The 22,086-nt window shown below is 71.4% G+C and carries 18 protein-coding genes; 8 read left to right on the top strand and 10 right to left on the bottom strand.

All coding sequences use genetic code 11. The features are described from left to right. The first annotated feature begins 138 nt into the window (after nucleotides 1–138). Nucleotides 139–1,173 (top strand): class II fructose-bisphosphatase, encoded by a 1,035-nt coding sequence (gene glpX / locus HKK74_RS16635; protein ID WP_187244128.1) that lies wholly within the window; start codon nucleotides 139–141, stop codon nucleotides 1,171–1,173. 16 nt (nucleotides 1,174–1,189) lie between these two features. Here the strand turns inward: glpX and HKK74_RS16640 are convergent, their stop codons facing one another. Beyond that, the gene (locus tag HKK74_RS16640) at nucleotides 1,190–1,798 is read right to left on the bottom strand and encodes a DUF1707 SHOCT-like domain-containing protein (RefSeq protein WP_312881537.1); all 609 of its coding nucleotides are present in this window, start codon (nucleotides 1,796–1,798) and stop codon (nucleotides 1,190–1,192) included. A 77-nt stretch (nucleotides 1,799–1,875) separates the two neighbouring features. Between HKK74_RS16640 and HKK74_RS16645 the strand changes: the two genes are divergently transcribed. From HKK74_RS16645 to HKK74_RS16655, 3 genes are all read left to right on the top strand, one after another. Beyond that, the gene (locus tag HKK74_RS16645) at nucleotides 1,876–2,835 is read left to right on the top strand and encodes an ABC transporter ATP-binding protein (protein ID WP_187244129.1); all 960 of its coding nucleotides are present in this window, start codon (nucleotides 1,876–1,878) and stop codon (nucleotides 2,833–2,835) included. Next, nucleotides 2,832–3,644 (top strand): ABC transporter permease, encoded by an 813-nt coding sequence (locus HKK74_RS16650; protein WP_187244130.1) that lies wholly within the window; start codon nucleotides 2,832–2,834, stop codon nucleotides 3,642–3,644. Before HKK74_RS16645 ends, HKK74_RS16650 begins: the two co-directional genes overlap by 4 nt. Nucleotides 3,645–3,721: 77 nt before the next feature. Continuing rightward, nucleotides 3,722–4,939, top strand: a complete 1,218-nt coding sequence (locus tag HKK74_RS16655) for an MFS transporter (protein WP_187244131.1) — start codon at nucleotides 3,722–3,724, stop codon at nucleotides 4,937–4,939. A 108-nt stretch (nucleotides 4,940–5,047) separates the two neighbouring features. Here HKK74_RS16655 and HKK74_RS16660 read toward each other — a convergent pair whose 3' ends face one another. Continuing rightward, entirely contained in the window at nucleotides 5,048–5,275 is a 228-nt protein-coding gene (locus tag HKK74_RS16660; protein WP_187244132.1) for a hypothetical protein, read from the bottom strand. A 30-nt stretch (nucleotides 5,276–5,305) separates the two neighbouring features. After that, the gene (pdxR, locus tag HKK74_RS16665; protein WP_187244133.1) at nucleotides 5,306–6,709 is read right to left on the bottom strand and encodes a MocR-like pyridoxine biosynthesis transcription factor PdxR; all 1,404 of its coding nucleotides are present in this window, start codon (nucleotides 6,707–6,709) and stop codon (nucleotides 5,306–5,308) included. 132 nt (nucleotides 6,710–6,841) lie between these two features. Here pdxR and HKK74_RS16670 point away from each other — a divergent pair, with 132 nt between their 5' ends. Then, entirely contained in the window at nucleotides 6,842–7,855 is a 1,014-nt protein-coding gene (locus HKK74_RS16670) for a DMT family transporter (protein ID WP_187244134.1), read from the top strand. A 267-nt stretch (nucleotides 7,856–8,122) separates the two neighbouring features. Next, entirely contained in the window at nucleotides 8,123–9,781 is a 1,659-nt protein-coding gene (locus HKK74_RS16675; RefSeq protein WP_187244135.1) for a fumarate hydratase, read from the top strand. Nucleotides 9,782–9,808: 27 nt separating this feature from the next. On the opposite strand, the gene HKK74_RS16680 is transcribed toward HKK74_RS16675, so the two are convergent. Next, the gene (locus HKK74_RS16680) at nucleotides 9,809–11,245 is read right to left on the bottom strand and encodes a serine/threonine-protein kinase (RefSeq protein WP_187244136.1); all 1,437 of its coding nucleotides are present in this window, start codon (nucleotides 11,243–11,245) and stop codon (nucleotides 9,809–9,811) included. Between the two features lie 145 nt (nucleotides 11,246–11,390). Between HKK74_RS16680 and HKK74_RS16685 the strand changes: the two genes are divergently transcribed. Together HKK74_RS16685 and HKK74_RS16690 are read left to right on the top strand one after the other, a co-directional pair. After that, complete coding sequence (locus HKK74_RS16685) at nucleotides 11,391–12,671, top strand: serine/threonine-protein kinase (RefSeq protein WP_187244137.1); 1,281 nt, start codon at nucleotides 11,391–11,393, stop codon at nucleotides 12,669–12,671. 80 nt (nucleotides 12,672–12,751) lie between these two features. Then, entirely contained in the window at nucleotides 12,752–14,152 is a 1,401-nt protein-coding gene (locus HKK74_RS16690; protein ID WP_187244138.1) for a class II fumarate hydratase, read from the top strand. A gap of 76 nt (nucleotides 14,153–14,228) precedes the next feature. Here HKK74_RS16690 and HKK74_RS41430 read toward each other — a convergent pair whose 3' ends face one another. The 6 genes from HKK74_RS41430 to HKK74_RS16720 all read right to left on the bottom strand — a co-directional run bounded on the left by HKK74_RS41430 (nucleotide 14,229) and on the right by HKK74_RS16720 (nucleotide 22,051). Continuing rightward, nucleotides 14,229–14,993 carry an aggregation-promoting factor C-terminal-like domain-containing protein gene (locus tag HKK74_RS41430; protein ID WP_187244139.1) on the bottom strand — a complete coding sequence of 255 codons (765 nt, stop codon included), beginning with the start codon at nucleotides 14,991–14,993 and terminating at the stop codon, nucleotides 14,229–14,231. A 571-nt stretch (nucleotides 14,994–15,564) separates the two neighbouring features. After that, a complete protein-coding gene (gene phoH2, locus HKK74_RS16700; RefSeq protein WP_187244140.1) occupies nucleotides 15,565–16,920 on the bottom strand; it encodes an RNA 5'-3' helicase PhoH2 in 1,356 nt (451 codons plus the stop codon). 132 nt (nucleotides 16,921–17,052) lie between these two features. Next, complete coding sequence (locus HKK74_RS16705) at nucleotides 17,053–17,856, bottom strand: isoprenyl transferase (RefSeq protein ID WP_187244141.1); 804 nt, start codon at nucleotides 17,854–17,856, stop codon at nucleotides 17,053–17,055. Nucleotides 17,857–18,002: 146 nt separating this feature from the next. Then, a complete protein-coding gene (abmR, locus tag HKK74_RS16710; protein WP_187244142.1) occupies nucleotides 18,003–18,524 on the bottom strand; it encodes an ATP-binding transcription factor AbmR in 522 nt (173 codons plus the stop codon). Nucleotides 18,525–18,675: 151 nt separating this feature from the next. Further along, entirely contained in the window at nucleotides 18,676–19,842 is a 1,167-nt protein-coding gene (locus tag HKK74_RS41435; protein WP_187244143.1) for a C40 family peptidase, read from the bottom strand. Between the two features lie 214 nt (nucleotides 19,843–20,056). After that, the gene (locus HKK74_RS16720) at nucleotides 20,057–22,051 is read right to left on the bottom strand and encodes a thioredoxin domain-containing protein (RefSeq protein ID WP_187244144.1); all 1,995 of its coding nucleotides are present in this window, start codon (nucleotides 22,049–22,051) and stop codon (nucleotides 20,057–20,059) included. Nucleotides 22,052–22,086: the final 35 nt, after the last annotated feature.

Here is a 22,086-nt window from a genome sequence, read left to right on the forward strand (position 1 = left end):
AGGAACGCCCTTCTCCTCCCTCGCAACCGTAGCCGCCCGCCCGCTGAGGCGGACAACAACACGTCCCGACGAGATTACGCCCTCCCAGGTGGGAACTACGATCCCATGCAAGTCCGACTATTGAAGGGCAGCCGCACTATGTCTGATGAAACGACCGTTTCCTCCCCACTTGCCACGGCTAAGGACGCGCCTGACCGTAACCTCGCCGTTGAGCTGGTCCGCGTCACCGAGGCCGCCGCGATGGCCGCTGCCCGGTGGGTCGGCCGCGGAGACAAGAACGGCGCGGACGGGGCCGCGGTCAACGCCATGCGCCAGCTGATCAACACCGTCTCGATGAAGGGCGTGGTGGTGATCGGCGAAGGTGAGAAGGACAACGCACCCATGCTCTACAACGGCGAGCAGGTCGGCGACGGCAGCGGAGCCGAGTGCGACGTCGCGGTCGACCCGATCGACGGGACGCGGTTGACGGCCCTCGGCATGAACAATGCGATCTCGGTGATCGCGGTGAGCGCGCGCGGGTCGATGTACGACCCGTCGGCCGTCTTCTACATGGAGAAGCTCGTCACCGGTCCCGAGGCCGCCGACGCCGTCGACATCCAGCGGCCGATCAGCGACAACATCCGCGCCGTGGCCAGGGCCAAAGGCTGTTCACCGCAGGACGTCACCGTGGTGATCCTCGACCGGCCGCGGCACGAGGACATCGTCAAGCAGATCCGCGAGGCCGGCGCACGGATCAAGTTCATCACCGACGGTGACGTGGCCGGCGCGATCATGGCCGCCCGCGAGGGCACCGGCGTCGACCTGCTCCTCGGCATCGGCGGCACCCCTGAGGGCATCATCGCGGCCTGTGCGATCAAGGCCCTCGGCGGCGTGATCCAGGGCAGGCTGTGGCCGCAGGACGACGCGGAACGGCAGAAGGCGATCGACGCGGGGCACGACCTCGGCCGGGTGCTGACCACCGACGACCTGGTGACCTCCGACGACGTGTTCTTCGCCGCCACCGGCATCACCGACGGGGAGCTCGCGAGCGGGGTGCGCTACCGCAAGGGCACGGCGTCCACCAGCTCGCTCGTCATGCGCTCGCGCAGCGGCACGATCCGCAACATCCAGAGTGAGCACCAGCTCAGCAAGCTGCGCGCCTACAGCGCGATCAACTTTGACACGGCCTCATAGCCGGCGCGCCCGGGCGTCAGCGCCCGCGGATGCGCTGACGCCACTTGCGCTTGGGCGTACGTGCCTGGATCGAGCCCAGCACCGCGGTGCCGCCGATCTCGATGACCGGCCCGGTGGGCTCGCCCGGCGGCGTCCGGATCTTGAGCTGCCGCGAGCTGATGATCATCCGGCTGGTGACGTCGACCCGTACGCCCTCGGGGATCAGCAGCCGGACCTGGCCACACACGATGTTCGCGTCGATGACGATGTGGCGGCGCGCCAGAATCGCCTCGCGCAGGTCCAGTTCCACCGTTCCGAACACGGCCGTCACCGGGAACCGCGCCGGTGCCACCCAGCGCCCGCCCCGGCGCTCGGAACCGAACAGCGCGTGCAACGGCCGGTCGTCGACGTGGATGGGCTGCTGCTCGGCCGGCAGCAGATCCAGGGTGAGCGCGGCGAGCTCCCCGAGCGTGCGGGCCGCGTAGGCCTGATGCACCCGGTCCTCGTGCTCCACCATGGTCAACCGGCCGTCGGCGAGCGCGTCGCCGAGCAGCGCCACCACCTTCTCCCGGTCGCTGTCGGATGCGCGCAGATCCCGTGGGGGAACGTCGCCCGCCCGGGTTGCGGGGCGCCAGGGGTTGTCCACACCCGCACCATAGCCGCGCTCGCGCGTGGGCGGGAAAACCCGATGAGAATGTCGTCCGTGCTGCCTATGGTGGCGCCATGACGACCGCACGCTCCCTCGCAGGCGCCTCGTCGTCGCCGAGCGGGGGCGGAGGGCCCGCGATCGCGCTGCGCGGCGTGGTCAAGCGATTCGGCGGGCTCGCGGCGGTGGACGGTCTCGACCTGGAGGTGCCGGCCGGGATCTGCCTCGGCCTGCTCGGGCCGAACGGCGCGGGCAAGTCCACCACGATGCGGATGCTGACGGCACAGGCGCTGGCCGACGAGGGCACGATCGAGGTGCTCGGGCATCCGATCCCGCGCGAGTCCAAGCGGGCCCGTGCCCAGATGGGGGTCGTGCCGCAGCAGGACAATCTCGACGAGGAGCTCACCGCCCGCGAGAACCTCGAGGTCTTCGCGCGTCTCTACCGCGTTCCGAGGGCCGGCCGCCGCGCCGCGGTCGACGCCGCGCTGGCGCTGGCCCATCTCACCGGGCGGCAGCACACCCGGGTCGACGACCTGTCCGGCGGCATGCGCCGGCGGTTGCTCATCGCGCGGGGCCTGGTGCACCGCCCCCGGCTGGTGCTTCTCGACGAGCCCACCGTGGGCCTGGATCCACAACTCCGCGCGGAGCTATGGGGGCTGATCGACGCGCTCAGGGCGGGCGGCACGACGGTGCTGATGTCGACCCACTACATCGAAGAGGCCGAGCGGCTCGCCGACGAGTGCGCCCTGATGTCGCACGGCCGGGTCACCGCCAGGGGAACCCCGGCCGATCTCATCGCGCGGCATGCCGGCAGCTCGGTGGTCGAGCACTACGGGCCGCCCGAGCGGCTCGCCGAGGTCGAGTCCCTCGCGCGCGCGGCCGGGCTGCCGACCCGCCGCACCGGGCCGTCGGTGTCGGTGCTGCGGGCCGAGTCGATCCCGGACTCGCTGGCCGACGCGCTCGGGCCGGACGGCGTCCGCCGGGCGGCCAATCTCGAGGACGTCTTCGTCGTCCTGACCGGGGAGCAGGTGGATTGACCGCCGTCGAACCCGCCGAGGCCGCCTCAGGTCCGCCTCCGCGCCACCGCATCGAGCTGGCGGCCCTGCAGGGCACGTGGCGGCACGAACTCGCGCTGTTCCGCCGGTACTGGCGCTCCCAGTCGTTCGCGTCGATGTTCGAGCCGACGTTCATGATGCTCGCGTTCGGATACGGGTTCGGCTCGCTCATGGCGGTGATCGGCGACTACCGCTACCTCGACTTCGTCGGCACGGGCATGGTCGGCACGGCCGCCCTGTTCACCTCCGTGTTCCCCGGGATGTTCAACGCCTACATCCGCCGGGTCTTCCAGCACACCTACGACGCGATGCTCGCGACCCCTCTGGACGTGCACGAGCTCGTCACCGGCGAGGTCACGTGGATCGCGGCGAAGTCGTCGGTCTACGGGTGCGCGCCATTGATCGTCGCAATGGCGTTCGGCCTCGACCCGAGCGCCGGGATGCTCCTCGTCCCCCTAATCGTGTTCGTGACCGCCCTGGGCTTCGGGCTGCTCGGCATGTGGACCTCGACGATCGTGCCGTCGATCAACTCCTTCGACTACGTGATCACCGGCGTGGTGACCCCGCTGTTCCTGGTGGCGGGGACGTTCTTCCCGATCAGCGCCCTGCCTGGATGGGTACACGTCGCCGCCCAGTTCAATCCTCTGCTGCACTGTGTCGAACTGGTCCGCCACGCCGTGTTCGGCGTCCGGCCGCTCGCCGACGCCGGTCATTTCGGCGTGCTCCTGCTCTTCGCCGCACTGATGTGGGTCCTGGCCGTTCGCGGCATGCGCCGCCGCCTGATCGGATAGTCGCCACCGGGCATTGACCCGGGCCGGCGGCCGTCCCTAGCCTGACGCGAGACTTCTTCATGTTGATGGAGATCGCCATGGCGACGGGCATCACCGATCGGAACCGTCAGGCGCGGGTCTCCGCCTATGCCGGCTTCGCGGTCCAGGGGCTGTGCTTCTCCACGCTGGTGACGCGGGTGCCCCGCATCCAGGATGCGCACGGGCTCAGCGACGGCCGGTTGGCCCTCGTGCTGCTCCTGGTGCCGGTGATCGCGGGGCTGGGCAGTGTGCTGGCCGGCGTCCTGTTCCGGCGGCGGGGCAGCGCCGCCGTGCTGCGGATCTCTCAGCCGGCGGTGTGCGTCACCATCGCGCTCGTCGGCCTGGTGGACGGCGTCATGGCACTGTACGGTGCCGTCGCGCTGTTCGGCCTGTTCATCGGTGCCGTCGACGCGTCCATGAACGCCCAGGCGGTGGCGGTGGAGCGCCGGTACGGGCTCAGCCTGGTCACGGGCTTCTACGCCGTGTGGAGCGTCGCCGGGATCGCCGGGGGGCTCTGGTCCGCGCTGGCGAACCGGCTGGAGGTGTCGCTGTTCGCCGGGTTCGCCGGGCCGGCCCTGGTGGGCGTCGCCGTGTCGCTGCTCACCGGCCCGCGGCTCCTGGGCAGATCAGAAGAGGGCCGGGCGCCCGGCTCGCGACGGCTCAAGGCCGCGGCCGAGCAGGTGCCCTGGCGGCCGGTGCTGATCGTCGGCACCGCGATGGCCTGCATGTACGTCGCGGACGCGGCGACATCGGGCTACAGCACCAAGTACCTCGAGGACGAGCTGGGCGGTTCGTCCACCGTCGCGCCGCTCGCGTACGTCGCCTACCAGGTCGCCATGGTGGCCGCACGTGCCGTCGCCGACCTGGGAGTGCGCCGGCTCGGCGCCGCCCAGGTCGTGCGGCTCGGCGGGCTGACCGGGCTGCTCGGCATGGTCGGCGTCGTCGCCGCCCCGAACGCGCCGGTCGCCATCGCCGCCTTCGCCGTGGTGGGCCTCGGCCTGTGCGTCGTGCCGCCCGTCGCGTTCTCGGCCGCGGACCGGGTCGACCCCACCGGGTTGGGGGTCGCGGTCGCCCGGGTGAACGTCTTCAACTACGTCGGATTCGTTCTGGGCGCGGCGGTCGTCGGAGCCATCGCGCCGACGAGCACCGACCACGGCCTGCGTCTCGCCTTCGCGGTGCCGGCCGTGCTCACCCTCGTGATCGTCCTGGCCGCCGGTGGATTCCAGCCCCGCCCCGTCCCGGCGGCGTCACCCGGCGATCACGCGGTCGCGCCCTGAACCGGTACGGCGCTCAAGGCAGGCGGAGCCCCCTGACCGAGCGGCTCTCCGTGGCTCACGCCGTGTGGGGCATGATCCACGGAGATTCACGCGGCTGCGCTCGAGACATCAGGGACGCAGTTCCTCGACGCTCTCGGGTTCCGCCGCCGGCACGGCTTCGCCCCGCTCCTCGGCCAGCGCGTAACGCAGCACCGTCTCGGCGGCGTCCGCCGCAGTGCGGGCCATGAGGGCGTGCGTGTGCGCACGGTCTATGTCGCCCAGCTCGACACAGTCGAACGCCACCTGGGCATCGTGGACGGCCAGTTGAAGCTGTCGGTTCGCCTCTTGCACGTTCATTTGACATGCCTCCTCATCTGACCGCGGGTCCTACCCGTCACTCCCAGGAGTAACCGCACTCCCCACCAGTGCCACGGCCCGGATCAACCGGGTGGTGGAGAGGCCGCCGTATCCCAGCACGAGCGCGGGCGTCGGCGCCGTACCCGACCACAGCGGGCTCGCGCCCTCGAGTGCCACGCCCGCCCGCGCGGCCGACTCGATGACGCTCCGCTCGCGCATGCCGGCGGGCAGCTCGACGTACACGTGCAGTCCGGCCGACACCCCGTGCACCCGGCTGCCCGGCAGGTGCGTGCGCAGTGCGTCCACCAGCGCGTCCCGGCGCAGACGGTACTGCCGGCGCATCACCCGCAGATGCCGGTCGTAACCCCCGGAGGCGATCAGCCCGGCGAGCGCGTGCTGCTCGATCACCGGGCCGCCGAGGTCGGTCCCGGCGCGGTACGACCGCACCCGCTCGGCCAGCGCCCTCGGCGCCACCACCCAGCCGAGCCGCAGTGCCGGCGCGAGGGACTTGCTGACCGAGCCGGTCAGCACGACCCGGTCGGGGGCGATGCCCTGCACGCACCCCACGGGCTCTCGGTCATAGCGGAACTCGGCGTCGTAGTCGTCCTCGATCACGATGCCGTCGACCGCGCGGGCCCACGAGACCAGCTCGGTGCGCCGCCGGGCGGACAGCACGACCCCGGTGGGGTACTGGTGGGCGGGGGTGACCAGCACGGCACGTGCCCCGGCCCGTGCCAGCGCCGCCACGTCGACGCCCTCCTCGTCCACGGGAACCCGTACGATCTCGACACCCGCCTCGGCCAGCAGCGGGAGCTGACGGGCGCTCGTCGGATCCTCCACCGCCAGCCGGCGGTGCCCGTCCTCGGCGAGCAGGCGCACGATCATCGCCAGTCCATGGGCCACCCCCTGGGTGACGACGAGCCGGTCGGGCGTGACGTGCGCTGCGCGTACGCGGCCGAGGTGGCCGGCGAGCTCGGCTCGCAGCACCGCCGCACCCGCCGGGTCCGGATAACCGAGTTCGTCGTTCGGCAGCGCGCGCAGCGCGTTGCGAACGGCGCTCATCCAGCGCGCCCGGGGAAAGGCCGCCAGATCGGGCAGCCCGGCCCGCAGGTCGTAGTCGACCGGACGCGAGCCGCCCGCGTCGCGGACGCAGCCGGGACGTGGCTCCGGCGGCGGGCTCTGGGCCACCGCCGAGGGGGCCACCCTGGTGCCGTCACCGCGCCGCGAGATGACGAAGCCCTCCGCGAGGAGCTGCTCGTAGGCCGACACCACGACGCCGCGTGACACGCCGAGATCTCGCGCCAGGTCGCGGGTGGACGGCAGCCGCGTGCCGGCCGGGAGCCGGCCGGCCCGGATCCCCGCGCGCAGTCCGGAGGCGACCTGACCGGACATCCGCCCGGTGGCCCGGTCGAAGTGAAGGTGCAGGTCGGTCATGTGATCGTCGTGAGCATGGCGGGAGGCATCGGTCCTGGGTCGGCGATCGGTCCTGGATGGCCATTGGTCCTGGTTACAGCATGTTGATTGGCTCTGTGACCGGACCAATCCGAAGCCCTAGCGTTTCACGCCATGAAGGGTTCCGCCAGCGTGAGGGGAATGGTGGGCGCCGCGAGCGCCATGTTCCTCGTCGGCACGCTCACGGGTGTGTCCGCGACGATCAACGACTATCCGATCTTCGGCGGGCAGGCTCTGCGCTATGCGCTCGCCGCGCTCGTCCTGTTCGCCGCCGCCGGCGTGCACGCCCGCCGCGCGCCGCGAGGGCGGACGATCGCGGGTCCCCACCGGGCCGGCCGGCGGCCGACCCCCCGTGAGGTCCTGCTGCTGCTCGCCCTGGCCGCGACCGGGCTCGCCGGGTTCAACGTCTTCGTCGTCATGGCCACCAGGCATGCGACCCCGTCGACCATCGGCACCGTGATCGCGACGGTTCCCGTGGTGCTGGCCCTGGTCGGACCGCTGCTCGAACGCAGGCGCCCGTCGCCGCTCACGGTGGCGGCGGCTCTCGTCGTCACGGCCGGCGCGGCGCTCGCCAACGGGCTCGGCGGTGGCGGCCTCACCGGCCTGCTGCTGTCCATGGGCGCGCTGGCGGGCGAGGTCGGGTTCTCGCTGCTGGCCCTGCCGCTACTGCCCGGACTCGGCCCGATCAGGGTGTCGGCGTACTCCGCGGCGTTCGCCGTGCCGATGCTGCTGATCGCCGGATTGGTCGCGGACGGCGCCGGGTTCTTGCGCGTTCCCACCGCGAGCGAGGCCGCGGCCCTGCTCTATCTCTCGGCGGTGGTCACCACGATCGCGTTCTTCCTGTGGTACGACGCCCTTCCCCGGCTCGGTACGGATCGGGCCGGGCTGTTCGCCGGGGTCATTCCGGTCAGCGCGGCCATCATCACGGTGGTACTGGGGCTCGGCCGGCCCGGCCCCGCCGAACTCGCCGGGGTGGGTCTCGTGGCCGTGGGGATCGTGGCGGGCCTGGCCCCGCGGCCGTTGCGGTCGCGTCCGCCGCACGCGACCCCCGCGATCCCCCCGCCTAGTGGCTGCGCCGTCGGCGCTCCTCCTCGTGGAGGTTGTGCAGCACCAACGCGATCAAGGTGACGAGGAGCGCGGTCACCACGGCCACGCCGACGATCATCAGCGCCACGTAACCCAGTTCCTGGTTCGGATCAGGCGGGGCGGAGAGATCCAATACGGAGAGATCCAATAGTTGCGATGCCCACATGACGGTCCCCGATCAGAGCGCTACCGGCTCCCCTCCACTCAATACCCGCCCGGCCGGTCGCGCAACAAACGCCCGGCCGGGGAGCCGGCACCCGGCAGGCCGTACTCTGAGCCCACCCCGCGGAATGAGGAGAGGCCTGCGCGATGCCCGAGTTCGCCCACACCGACCTGCTGCCACTCGGTCCCGACGAGACCGACTACCGCCTGCTCACCGCGGACGGAGTCAGCACTTTCGAAGCGGACGGCCGCGCCTTCCTGCGCATCGAGCCCGAGGTGCTCAGGCTGCTCACCGAGACGGCGATCCACGACATCTCCCATCAGCTGCGGCCCGCCCATCTCGCGCAGCTGCGCCGGATCCTCGACGACTCCGAGGCCTCGCCCAATGACAGGTTCGTCGCCCTCGACCTGCTCAAGAACGCCAACATCGCGGCCGCGGGCGTGCTGCCCATGTGCCAGGACACCGGCACCGCCATCGTCATGGGCAAGCGGGGGCAGCACGTCCTCACCGACGGCCGGGACGAAGAGCACATCTCCCGTGGCGTCTACGACGCCTACACCCGGCTCAACCTGCGCTACTCGCAGATGGCACCGGTGACCATGTGGGAGGAGCGCAACACCGGCAGCAACCTGCCCGCGCAGATCGAGCTGTACGCGACCGGCGGCGACCCGGCCACGAGCGGCGCCTACAAGTTCCTCTACATGGCCAAGGGCGGCGGCAGCGCCAACAAGTCCTTCCTGTACCAGGAGACCAAGGCGGTCCTGAACCCCAGGCGGATGCTCGCGTTCCTCGAGGAGAAGATCCGTTCGCTGGGCACGGCGGCCTGCCCGCCGTACCACCTGGCGATCGTGGTCGGCGGCACGAGCGCCGAGTACGCGCTGAAGACCGCCAAGTACGCCTCGGCGCACTACCTCGACGCCCTGCCGACCGCCGGATCGCCCACCGGGCACGGCTTCCGGGACCTGGAGCTCGAACAGCAGGTCTTCGAGCTCACCCAGCGGCTCGGCATCGGCGCCCAGTTCGGTGGCAAGTACTTCTGCCACGACGTCCGGGTGGTCCGGCTGCCCCGCCACGGGGCCTCGTGCCCGGTGGCCATCGCGGTGTCCTGCAGCGCCGACCGGCAGGCCCTCGCCAAGATCACTGCTGAGGGCGTTTTCCTGGAGCGGCTCGAGACCGATCCCGCGAAGTACCTGCCGGACACCACGGACGACGATCTGTCCGGCGACGTCGTGCGCGTCGATCTGAACCGGCCGATGGACGAGATCCGGGCCGAGCTGACCCGGTACCCGGTGAAGACCCGGCTGTCACTGACCGGCCCGCTCGTCGTGGCCCGCGACATCGCGCACGCCAAGATCAAGGAGCGGCTCGACGCGGGCGAGGCGATGCCCGCCTACCTGCGCGACCACGCGGTCTACTACGCGGGGCCGGCGAAGACGCCCGAGGGCTACGCGAGTGGCTCGTTCGGGCCGACCACGGCCGGGCGGATGGACTCGTACGTCGAGCAGTTCCAGGCCGCGGGCGGGTCGCTCGTGATGCTCGCGAAGGGCAACCGCTCCAAGCAGGTGACCGACGCGTGCGAGACGCACGGGGGCTTCTACCTGGGCTCCATCGGCGGTCCCGCCGCCCGGCTCGCCCAGGACTGCATCAAGAAGGTGGAGGTCCTGGAGTACGCCGAACTCGGCATGGAGGCGGTCTGGAAGATCGAGGTCGAGGACTTCCCCGCGTTCATCGTCGTCGACGACAAGGGCAACGACTTCTTCGGGGCCTCGGCGGACGGCCCGCTGCTGACCATCGGCCGCCGCTGACCGCGGCATCGGACCGCCGGCGGCCCGTCAGCGGCGGAGGGTCTTCAAGGGTACCGGCAGGGTCGGCTCGGACGTCGGGCTGACGCTGATCCCCGGTGTCCCGGTCCCCCCGAGAGACCGGCCGATCACCGATGGGCTCGACGCGGACGACGACCCGCCACCGGGGCGGCGCGGTCCCCCACGCGCCAGTGGCACGGCGTCCGGTGCCGACAGCACCGGGCCCCGCGGCACCGCGCCGGCCGGCCCGCCCGTGGCCGAGCCCGGCCGCGGGCGGCTGCGCAGGACGCGGGACGGCTGCTGCCGCTCGGTGCCGAGCGTCGGGGGCGGCGCCCCATCGGCCGGACGGTGCCCGGTTCCGCTCTCGATGCCGCCGACGACGGCGTAGACGGCGGCCGCCATGACCGCTCCGAGGGCCGTCCAGGCAACGGGCACGCCCACCCGCGCGCGAGCGGCGGCGGCCCAGGAACGGGCCCGGTCGGCGATCGGCTCAGCGACGCGGGCCGGCGGGCCGGCGCGCATGGCGTCACGGCCGGCCGTCGCCGTGCGCCCGGGCCCGCCCCGGAACGCGGCTCCGGCGCTCGCCGGGCGGGGCAGCGCGTCGTGCCGGCTCGCGAGCTCGTCGTGCCGGCCCGCGCGAAGCGCGCCGACGATCTCGATGGCGGCGGGTCGCCCGGCCGGGTCCCTGGCGAGCGCGGCGGCGACCAGTTCTCTCAGCGGCCCGGTGAGCGCGCCGAGGTCCGGCGTGCCGTTGACTATACGGTCGCCGACCTCGGCACCGGAACCGCCGCCGTACGGATGCCGGCCCGAGGCGGCGAATGCCACCAGGCAGCCCCAGCTGAAAACATCGGAGGCGGCTACAGCGGCATGGCCGAGGAGCCGTTCCGGCGCGATCCAGCCCGGACTGCCCATGACGATTCCGGCCTGGGTGTGTGCGCGGGCGGCATCGACCTCATGGGCGATGCCGAAATCGATCACTCGTGGCCCGCCGGGGCCGAGCAGCACATTTTCCGGCTTCAGGTCACGGTGCACGAGTCCGGCGCCGTGAATGGCGACCAGTGCGGTGGCGATTCCGGCGGCCACCTCGCGCAAACGGGCCTCGGGCAGCGGGCCGTCTCGCTCGACCACTCGCGACAGCGGAGGCCCCTGGATGAACTCGGTGACGATGTACGGACGCGGTCCGCCGGAGGCGTCCTCGATGACCTGCGCGGTGCCCGCCGTGACCCGGCGCGCCAACCGTGCCTCCTCGACGAAGCGCCTGCGCTGGTCGGCCACGTCGGTGTAGAGGGGGTGGAGCGTCTTGATCGCGACCGGGTCCGAGTCGCTGGAGCGCCCCAGGTAGACCACGCCCATGCCGCCGATGCCGATGCGTCCGAGCAGGCGATACCGCCCGACCATGGCCGGATCCTCGAGCGTGAGCGGCCGCACCCCGTCGGGCAGCCGAACCGGTGTGTCTCCTCCGCTCATCACGGCTCTCCCGGTAACAGACGGCTCAGTTTTCCCTGCCGCAGCAAGTCTCCCAATTTCCATGAATTTACACGCATTGATCGCTTTGTGAAGGAATTTACAGCGCATCCGGTGAGCCGCACCTCAATCCGGTATGTTTCTCGCCGTGGTGCAGTCACGAGGCGGCATTTCGGTGGCCAATCGCTATCGATTGCTGGCAGAGCTGGGCTACGGCCCCATGGGCACCGTCTGGCGCGCCCATGACGACCGCCTCGGCCGGGCTGTGGCGGTCAAGGAACTTCGGCTGCCCGTGACCGCGACCGAGGCCGATCCGGCGGTCTTCGTCGAACGCACGCTCCGCACCGCACGCGCGACGGCCCAGCTCGGGCACCCTTCGATCGCCGAGATCTACGACGTCATCGTCGAACACGGCCGGCCATGGGTCGTGATGGAGCTGGTGCCGGCCCCCAACCTGGCACAGGTGGTCGCACGGAGCGGCCCGCTCCCGCCGGACCGCGTCACCGACATCGCCCGCCGCCTGCTCGACGCACTGGGCGACGCGCACAACGCCGGGATACTGCACCGCGACATCAAGCCCAGCAACGTCCTGCTCGCCGAGGACGGCCGCGTGGTGCTGACCGACTTCGCCGTCGCCGATCCACCGGCCGTCCCCGGTGTCCCGGCGGCGTTCGGCCATATCGAGAGCCGCGTGCCGCCATCGGACCATGTCGCGCCCGAGGTCGCCCGGGGCGAGGCGTCGACCTCGAAGTCGGACCTGTGGTCGCTCGGTGCGATCCTCTACACCGCCGTCGAGGGGCACCCGCCCCACGAGCGGCGGGGCGCGGCGGCGGCTCCCCACGCGCCGTTCACCGACGAACCGCAGCCGCCGCGGCTGGCCGGGGCCACGCTCAGCTCCGTGATCATGGGGTTGCTCGAGCGGAATCCGGCGATGCGACTCACCCATGCCCGCGCGGCCGATCGGCTGGAACGCGCCACAGCCCCGCGATCACGACGGCGCGAGGCACACCGTCACCGGATGCTGGTCGCGATAGCCCTCACCGGCGCCACGTGCGCCATCGGCCTCATAGGTCTCGGCGGGCTGGTCCTCGGGATGGCGCGGGAACGCACGGACACCGTCTCGGCACCGGGCTCCGCGGCTCTCCCGCCCCCGGCGAGCGCGCCCGCTTCCGAGCCCGAAAGCGTACGGTCGAACGCCCTCGTCATCCGCGCCGACGGCGCGCCGTGCAAGATCTTCGTCGCCAGCCCGGGCAACACCGAGGTCGTCTTCGACGGCGTACTGGCCGCCGGTCAGGTCGGGCAGTACGACCTCCCCCGGCTCGACGCCGTGATCCACGACGCGGCCGCCTGTGAAGTGTGGATCCACGGCAGGCTGGAACCGAAGGGCCGCCCCGGCGAGCGCAAGAGATTCACCGTCGCCGAGGAGTGACACCGGCCACCGCTGATCGCCGGGCCTCGGCGGCCATGCTCCGATCCGTCCAGGTACGGTCGGATCAGGAGGTGTCGGCGATGGCCGAGCAGGAGTATCGGATCGAGCACGACTCGATGGGAGAGGTGCGAGTCCCGGCCGAAGCCCGATGGCGTGCGCAGACGCAGCGTGCCGTCGAGAACTTCCCCATCTCGGGCGCCACCCTGGAAAGATCGCACATAGCCGCGCTCGCGCAGATCAAGGCGGCGGCGGCGAAGGTGAACGCAGAGCTCGGCGTGCTCGACAAGGAACTCGCCGACGCGATCGCCGAGGCGGCCGGCGAGGTCGCCAACGGCACGTGGGACGGGCATTTCCCGATCGACGTGTTCCAGACCGGGTCCGGGACGTCGTCCAACATGAACGCCAACGAGGTGATCGCGACGCTCGCGGCCGAGCGGCTCGGGCGCGACGTGCATCCCAACGACCACGTCAACGCGTCCCAGTCGTCCAATGACGTGTTCCCGTCGTCGATCCACGTCGCGGCCACCGGAGGCGTGCTGCACGAGCTGATACCCGCGCTGCGCCACCTGGCGGCCGCCCTGGGCCGCAAGGCCGCCGAGTTCGGGTCGGTGGTGAAGGCCGGGCGCACCCACCTCATGGACGCCACCCCCGTGACCCTCGGCCAGGAGTTCGGCGGATACGCCGCCCAGACGCGGCTCGGAGTGGAGCGGCTCGAGGCCGCGCTGCCCCGGCTCGCGGAACTGCCGCTCGGCGGAACGGCCGTCGGCACCGGCCTCAACACCCCGCCCGGATTCGCCGCGCGGGTGATCGCAGAGCTCTCCCGGGCCACCGGGCTGCCGCTCACCGAGGCCCGTGACCACTTCGAGGCGCAGGGCGCCCGGGACGCGCTGGTCGAGACCAGCGGGGCCCTCCGCACGATCGCCGTCGGCCTGTACAAGATCGCCAATGACCTGCGGTGGATGTCCTCGGGACCGCGCGCCGGGCTCGCCGAGATCCACCTCCCCGACCTGCAGCCGGGCTCGTCGATCATGCCGGGCAAGGTGAATCCGGTGATCCCCGAGGCGGTCTGCCAGGTCGCCGGCCAGGTGATCGGCAATGACGCCGCGATCGCCTTCGGCGGCGCCGCCGGCAACTTCGAGCTGAACGTCATGCTGCCGATGCTGGGACGCAACCTGCTGGAGTCGATCCGGCTGCTGGCCAATGTGTCACGGCTGCTGGCCGACCGCTGCGTCGACGGCATCGAGGCCGACGTGGACCGCTGCCTGGAGTACGCCGCGTCGTCGCCGTCGATCGTCACGGCGCTGAACCGCTATCTGGGGTACGAGGAGGCCGCGAGCGTCGCCAAGCAGGCCCTGGCGGAGCGCAAGACGATCCGGGCGGTCGTGCTCGAGCGCGGGCACGTCGACCGCGGCACGCTCACCGACGAGCAGCTGGACGCCGCCCTGGATCTCCTGGCGATGACCCGTCCACAGCCCTCCTAGCCGACGGCACGGCTCCTCGGCCGCGGGTGGCGGCCGAGGAACGGCCGGGGCTCACGTGCCCGGGGACCGGGAGGGGTCAGTACCAGCCCTGGCGGTTGAAGGCCGCCCAGCCCCCGCACGGGGTGTCGTAGCGGGACTTGATGTAGCCGAGCCCCCACTTGATCTGGGTGGCCGCGCTGGTCCGCCAGTCGGCGCCGGCGGTCGCCATCTTGCTGCCCGGCAGGGCCTGCGGAATGCCGTACGCCCCCGAGGGGTTGGCGGCGGTCACCCGCCAGCCGCTCTCCTTGTCCCACAGCTTCACGAGGCAGCCGAACTGGGTCGCGGGGTTGAACCCGAACTCGGGCAGCATCGCCTTGGCGATCCGCTGCGCCTCGCCGGCCGGTACCGGGTTGCCGGCGGGCGGAGGGTCGCCCGCCGAGTCGCTCTCCGGTGTCTTCGACGGCAGCGGCGTGCCCTTGAGTGCCAGCGCCGGCCGCTTGACGGAGTCCTTGCGGGCGTCGCGGGAGGCGCGCTGCGCCGCGAGCTTGAGGCGCCTCTCCTCGGCGGCCTTCAACTCGGCCTCCGAGGGCTGGTTCCGCGCGGCGTCGGCGAGGGGTGCCGGGGCGACCGTGTCCTTGTCCGAGCCGCCCGTCATGGCCATGGCACCGGCGGTGCCACCGCCCACCACCACGACCGCGGCCGCGGCCACGGCGCCGATCTTTATGAGACGCCGGCGGCGCGAGCGGCCGCCGTCCGCGCCCGCCTCGGTGAGGGGCGCACCGGCGACCCGCACATCGACGTTGGGTGTGAGGTAACCCGGAGAGGCGGGGAGTTCTTCTCTGGGGCTGGACGTGAAGTCCACCTGCTGTTCGTACTGCCGACTGTCTCGCCTAGGGGATGACCCGGGATGGCCTCCGTACAAGGCGGTCCTTCCGACGGTCGAACGCGCATGGGCACGCGCACGAGTGCGGTCACCCCCGGCCGATCACACCCCGGATCCGCCGGGAGAGCGCCGTGCCTGCGATGCGGTGCGGCCCGTGGTCGCGGCGTTCTGGGGGACGGCCGCGCGGGACCACGCAACATCTAGGGGTGCTTACGGCGCCCCAGACTGCCCGACCCCTGGGGGGGCATCGCAACCGGAACATGGCGCGGAAGACAGCCGGCCGTTTTGTCAACCACCCAGGCAAACCGGCAAAACCGCAGGGAGAGCAGGGATTGGACCGCAGCAGTGGGCCTGGTGTGGCAATAGTCACATCATCGCGGACCGGGTTTGGCGCGGGACACACGGTGATCGATCAAAGAGACGGGCCGGCGGCCCCGGAGCCGGGGGAAGACGCGGAGGACCACGGACCGCGTCGGCGTGCCGCCCGAAGGCGCCCTCGCCGCTCGATCCGGCGACCCTCAGGGATCCCCGGCTCCGAGACCGCCGGCCGTCACGCCCCGACGTCGCCGAGAAGGTCGGTGACGAGAGCCGCGATGGGCGAGCGCTCGGACCGGGTCAACGTCACGTGGGCGAAGAGCGGATGCCCCTTCAGCTTCTCGACGACGGCCACGACGCCGTCATGCCGGCCGACCCTCAGGTTGTCGCGCTGCGCGACGTCGTGGGTCAGCACCACCCGTGAGCCGGCACCGATCCGGGAGAGCACCGTCAGCAGGACGCCGCGTTCGAGTGACTGCGCCTCGTCCACGATCACGAACGCGTCGTGCAGCGAGCGGCCACGGATGTGGGTCAGCGGCAGCACTTCGAGCATGCCCCGGTCGAGGACCTCCTCGATGACCTCCGGCGTCGTCACCGCCGACAGGGTGTCGAACACCGCCTGCGCCCAGGGCGACATCTTCTCGTTCTCCGAGCCGGGCAGGTAACCGAGATCCTGCCCGCCGACGGCGTAGAGCGGCCGGAAGACGACGACCTTGCGATGCTGCCGCCGTTCGAGCACCGCCTCAAGGCCCGCGCAGAGCGCCAGTGCCGACTTGCCGGTGCCCGCCCGGCCACCGAGCGACACGATGCCGACATCCTCGTCCGAGAGCAGGTCCAGCGCCACCCGCTGCTCGGCCGAACGGCCGCGCAACCCGAATACCTCACGGTCACCGCGGACGAGGCGCACCGACTTGTCGGGCATCATCCGGCCCAGCGCCGAGCCATTCGCGGACAGCAGCCGGAGACCCGTGTGGCAGGGCAGAGCACCGACGTCGGCGCCCCACGCCTCCCCCGCCTCGAGCCGCCCCGACTCGTACAGCAGCTCGACCTGCTCGGCGGTCACCTCCAGCTCGTGCATGCCGGTCCAGCCGGACTCGACGACGGCCAGTTCGGCGCGGTACTCCTCCGCGGCCAGCCCGACCGACGCGGCCTTCACCCGCAGCGGCAGATCCTTGGACACGAGCACGACATCGCGGCCCTCGACGGAGAGCCAGCGCGCCACCGACAGGATGCGGGTGTCGTTGTCACCCAGTCGGAAACCGTCGGGCAGCACACTCGGATCCGCGTGGTTGAGCTCCACCCGGACCGTGCCTCCCTGTTCGCCGACGGGAAGGGCCTCGTCGAGACGACCGTGCTCCATTCGCAGGTCGTCCAGCTTGCGCAGCGCCTCACGTGCGAAGTACCCCAGCTCGGGGTGGTGGCGCTTGGCCTCGAGTTCGGTGATGACGACGATGGGAAGTACGACCTCGTGCTCGGCGAACCGGGCTATCGCCCCCGGATCGGCGAGCAGGACGCTGGTGTCGAGGACGTACGTGCGCCGATCCGTGCCAGCAGGCTCGGGGGAGACACGGCGCGAGGAGGAAGTGACCACTCGCTCTCCTTCGGACGCCGCCGGACAGGTCCGGAACGCGGCGCCCCTACCTCGGGGAGGAAACCTGACTCCACGCTACGGCCGGTCCCCCCGATACGGACAGTGACACACGTCACAGTCCGCTCAAGGAGATCAGGAACCGTAACGCCTGTGCCGCGCGGCGTAGGAGCGGAGCGCGCGCAGGAAGTCCACCTTGCGGAAGTCGGGCCAATGCACTTCGCAGAAGTAGAACTCCGAGTGCGCGCTCTGCCAGAGCATGAAGCCGGAGAGGCGTTGCTCTCCCGACGTACGAATGACCAGGTCAGGATCGGGCTGGCCGCGCGTGTAGAGATGCTCCGCGATGTGCTCCACATCGAGGACCTCGGCGAGTTCCTCGATGCTGGTGCCTTTACTCGCCTGCTCGAAGAGCAGAGAGCGCACCGCATCAGCGATCTCACGTCTACCTCCATACCCAACCGCGACGTTCACAATCAGTCCAGGGGCGCCAGATGTGGCCTCACCGGCATCTTTAAGGACACGTGCGGTCTTGTCGGGCAGCAGATCGAGCGCGCCGACCGGTCTGACGTCCCACCCCGAGGCGGCGAGTTGCTGCACCGTGTTCTCGATGATCTCGAGCAGCGGATTGAGCTCGTTGACCGGCCGGGTCAGGTTGTCGGTCGAGAGCAGCCAGAGCGTCACCACCTCGACCCCGGCCTCGGTGCACCACTGCAGCAACTCCGAGATCTTGTCGGCGCCGCGCTGGTGCCCGGTGTTGACGTCGGCGAGCCCCATCGAGCGCGCCCACCGCCGGTTGCCGTCGAGGATGACTCCGACGTGACGTGGGGTGATGTCCGTGGGCAGCGACGTGCCGACCCGCCATTCGTACAGCCGGTAGAGGACATCTCGCACCGGCCCTCTGATCAGCGGTCCTCTCGGCGCATCCCGACCAAGACCCATGGACACTCCTCCGCGTAACGGCTCCCCATGAGAACGACAGCCAATTATCGCCCGGAACGTCCGGCACAGGGGCTGTGTTGGATGCTCTCGCTCCACTCGGCGGCACGTGAACCCCCCAGGTGCGGGACGAACAGCCCCTCCGCCGCTCACATGTGCGGGCCGGCGGCTCTCGCTCTCTCGACGTGCTGGAGTGCTTCGCGGAGCTCGGCCAGCCACTCGTCGGCGTTCTTGCCGACCAGGCGCACGCACCAGGCGAGCGCATCACTGCGGCTCCGCGCGACACCGGCCTCCACGAGGGTGTCGAGCACCCGCCGCTCGGACTGGCGGAGCCGGGTCATCACCGGCACCGACAAGGTGGTGAACATCTCACGCTCGTCACCGCACTCGGCGCCCCAGGAGACCCGGCGGCCGAATTTCTGCTCGGCCTCACGCGCGATCCCCATGCGCCGTTCCCGCGTCTCCTCGCGGAACCGCTGGATGCGGCCGGCCATCGCGGCGGACCGCTCCGCCTCCGGGAGGTCCGGGGCGAGATCCGGTACGGCCAGCCGCCCGATCACGCTGACCTCTTCCCGATCGAGGACGACCTCGGGTCCTCCCTCGAACCACTCCGCCGGCAGTCGCCCGGAGAACCAGCCGCGCAGCTCTTTGGTCGCTTCGTTCGTATTCACGTAATCATAATTACACCAATTACGACACGAGCCAAGGGCGCGCTCGGTCGTTTGACATGACATCCCCGACGGCTGTCCGCTCGGCGGCGCCCCGGAAGAATCCGTCTGACGAGAACGACCGCGCGGTGGATCGTCCGGCCGGCGCGGACGGTCAGCCCGCGTGGCGCGGGTTGATCCGGACCGCGCCCTTGAAGTTGTTGAAGTGCACCGGCGCGATCTTCACGACGTCGCCCGTACGCGGTGCCACGATCATCCGGCCGCCGCCGATGTAGAGGGCGATGTGCGAGATGTACCCGGGTGCGGTCGGATCGCTGGCCCAGATCAGCAGGTCGCCCGCCTGCGCCTTGCTGAACGGGATCACCCAGCCCGCGCGCGCCTGGTCGGCGGCCACGCGGGGCAGTCGCACGCCGGCGCGGGCGAAGGCGTACTGCAACAGGCCCGAGCAGTCATAGCCGCCCTCGGCGTCGGACTCGCCGCCCCAGACGTACGGCATGCCGAGCTTGGTCTGCGCGGCCTGGATCGCGACCATGATCTGGCTGCGCGTGAGCACCTGACCACGGGCCTTCGGCAGCGTGCCCGTTCCGGCGGGCAGCGAGTCGGCCTTCGGGTTGAGCTGGAGCATGCGCGCGTGCTTCGGCAGCGCGCGGCGCAGTTGCTTGGTGAGTCCGCCCAGGTCGGCCTTGGGCGCGCTGATCAGGATGGCGTTCGCGCCGGGAACGCCCAGCGACTGGGCGGTGGTCCGGGACACGACCGCGTCGATCTCGCTCATCCCCATGGTGGCGTAGGCGCCCACCCGGGTCTGCGTCTGACGCTGGCTGCCGCCGATCGGCACCTGAGTGCCGAGCCGCACGCCGCCGTCATTGCCCATCGTGAACGAGATGGCGACGTCGCCGGCGGCGACATTGCGCCACAGCGCATCGGACTCGGCGGTCGGCTTCGGCGTGAAGGCACGGAAGGTGGACGGCTCGACGCCGAGCAATCCCACCCGCTTGCCGGCGACGAGCGCCTGGGCGGCATCGACCACTTCGGCCGCGTTGACGCCCTTGAGGCGCCGCACCTTGGCGAGGGCGTCGGGAGGCAGGCTGGCAGGGGCCGCGACGAGCAGGTCCGGGGTCAGCCGCTTCTTGAGCGGTGCCACCGCGGACGGAGCGAGCCGCGAGCCGCTGGAGGTGGCGACGTAGTGCTCCTTGCCGTCCGCGCGGCCGGCCGAATCGGATTTCTGCGAGTGCGCGACGACCACGGCCACATTGGTCGCGAGGGTGGTCACCACGGAGACGCCGATGACCGTCGGAAGGACGCGGCGGCTCGGCCTTCGCACAGCAACACTCCCTGACAACTCTGTCGGACCGGCTCAACGACTATGACCTACATATGCGCTGACGTCCAGGCGCGGCGGGCGAACCTCCGGGTCGGCGTGCGTGCTTCCCACGGGCGATTCTCGTCTTCGCCCGCCACACGCTGTGCAACCATTGGTAACATCCGCGGCCCCTGGAGATCAAGGTCACTGGCGCCGCCAATTTCCCCGAAACCGGTCAGCCGCCGCGGCGGAGTTCCCGGGCGAGGTCCGCGGGCCGGGTGACGGGCAGCCGGCAGGTGAAACCACGGCACACGTACGCCGCGGGCGCGCCGTCGACGAGGCCACGGCCCTCCAGCAGCGGCACCTCCGGCCGGTCGGCCCCTGGCCGGCCGAGCGTGACCACCGCCCCGGCCGCGGCGGCCATCAGCGCGGTGGTGTGCAGCGCGCGGGTGCGCTCGTCGCCGGGATCCCCGACGACGGCTATCTCGAGCGGACCCGACAGCCGGGCCTCGGCCACGGCCAGCCCCCATCCCGCGAACCGGGCGTGCCGCTCGGCCAGCAGGGACACCGGTGCGAGCGCGGCGCCGGCCGCGTCCCGATGACGTGCCGAACCGGTCAGCGCGGCGTACGACAGCAGGGCGCCGGCGGCGGCGAACTGGCCCGAGGGGGTCGCGTTGTCGGTCGGGTCCTGAGGCCGCCGGAACAGCGCCTCGGCGTCGTCCGCCGTATCGAAGAACCCGCCGTCGCCGTCGCCGAAATGGTCCAGCACCGTGTCGAGCAGCCCGCCCGCCACGGCCACCCAGTGCGGGTCGCCGGTCACGCCATGCAGGGCGATGAGGCCCTCGGCCACGTCGGCGTAGTCCTCGAGCACGCCAGAGTTGGCGCCGGCGACCCCGTCGCGCGACGTGCGCACGAGCCGCCCACCGGACAAGTGGACGTTCTCTGTCAGCCGGGCAACGTCCTCGGCGGCCGCCACCAGATCCGGCCGGTCGAGCAGGGCACCGCATTCCGCCAGGGCGGCGGTCGCCAGGCCGTTCCAGCCGGCCACCACCTTGTCGTCCCTGGCCGGCGGCACCCTGAGGCCGCGCGCCGCCAGCAGCGCGGCCCGCATCTCTTCGTGGGCGTCGCGGTCGGCCGGATCCGCGGGGAGCCGCAGCACGGACGTTCCGTGCTCGAAGGTGCCGCTCTCGGTGACACCGAACAGGCGGGCCGCCTCGGCGCCGGCCTCGTCGCCCAGGACCTCGCGCAGCTCGGCGGGCGTCCACACGTAGTACCTGCCCTCCTCGCCCTCGCTGTCGGCGTCGAGCGCCGAGGCCAGACCGCCCTCGGCGGTGCGCAGGTCGCGCAGCATCCAGTCGCAGGTCTCCAGCGCGATCCGCTTGGCGAGGGGGGCTCCCGTCATCCGCCACCAGTGCGCGTACACCCGGGCGAGGAGCGCGTTATCATACAGCATCTTCTCGAAATGCGGCACGACCCAGCCGGCGTCGACGGAGTAGCGGGCGAACCCGCCGCCGAGCTGGTCGTAGATGCCGCCTCGCGCCATCGCCTCGAGCGTGTGCGACGCCATCTCGACGCCCTCGCCGTCCCCGGTGCGCGCCTCGTGGCGGAGCAGGAACTCCAGTGCCATCGACGGCGGGAACTTCGGGGCGTCGCCGAAGCCGCCTCGCGCCGCGTCGTAGCCCTGCCGCAGTACCCGTACCGCCTGGGTCAGCAGCTCGGGCGTCGGCGGCTCGCCGCCGGCCAGGGCCGGGCCGCGTGAGGTCAGCGCGGTCACCACCTGCCGCCCCTGCCGCACGACCTCGTCACGGCGCTCGGTCCACGCCTTCGTGACGCCGTCGAGCAGGGCCTGGAACTCCGGGCGCGGGAAGTAGGTGCCGCAGTAGAACGGATGACCGTCCGGGGTCATGAAGACCGTCATCGGCCAGCCGCCCTGCCCGGTCATCGCCTGAGTGGCCTCCATGTAGACCGCGTCGACGTCGGGCCGCTCCTCGCGGTCGACCTTGACGTTCACGAACCGGCGGTTCATCGCCTCGGCGGTCGTGGAGTCCTCGAAGGACTCGTGCGCCATGACGTGACACCAGTGGCAGGCCGCGTAACCCACGCTGAGCAGGATGGGCACGTCGCGCCGCCGCGCCTCCTCGAAGGCCTCGGCCGACCAGGGCCACCACTCCACGGGGTTGTCCGCGTGCTGAAGCAGGTATGGGCTCGTCGCGTCCTTCAGCCGGTTCATCGGATGTGCGGCGTGGAGACCTCGGCCTTCAGGCC

Source organism: Actinomadura alba (assembly GCF_014323705.1).
Classification (GTDB): Bacteria; Actinomycetota; Actinomycetes; order Streptosporangiales; family Streptosporangiaceae; genus Actinomadura_C; species Actinomadura_C alba.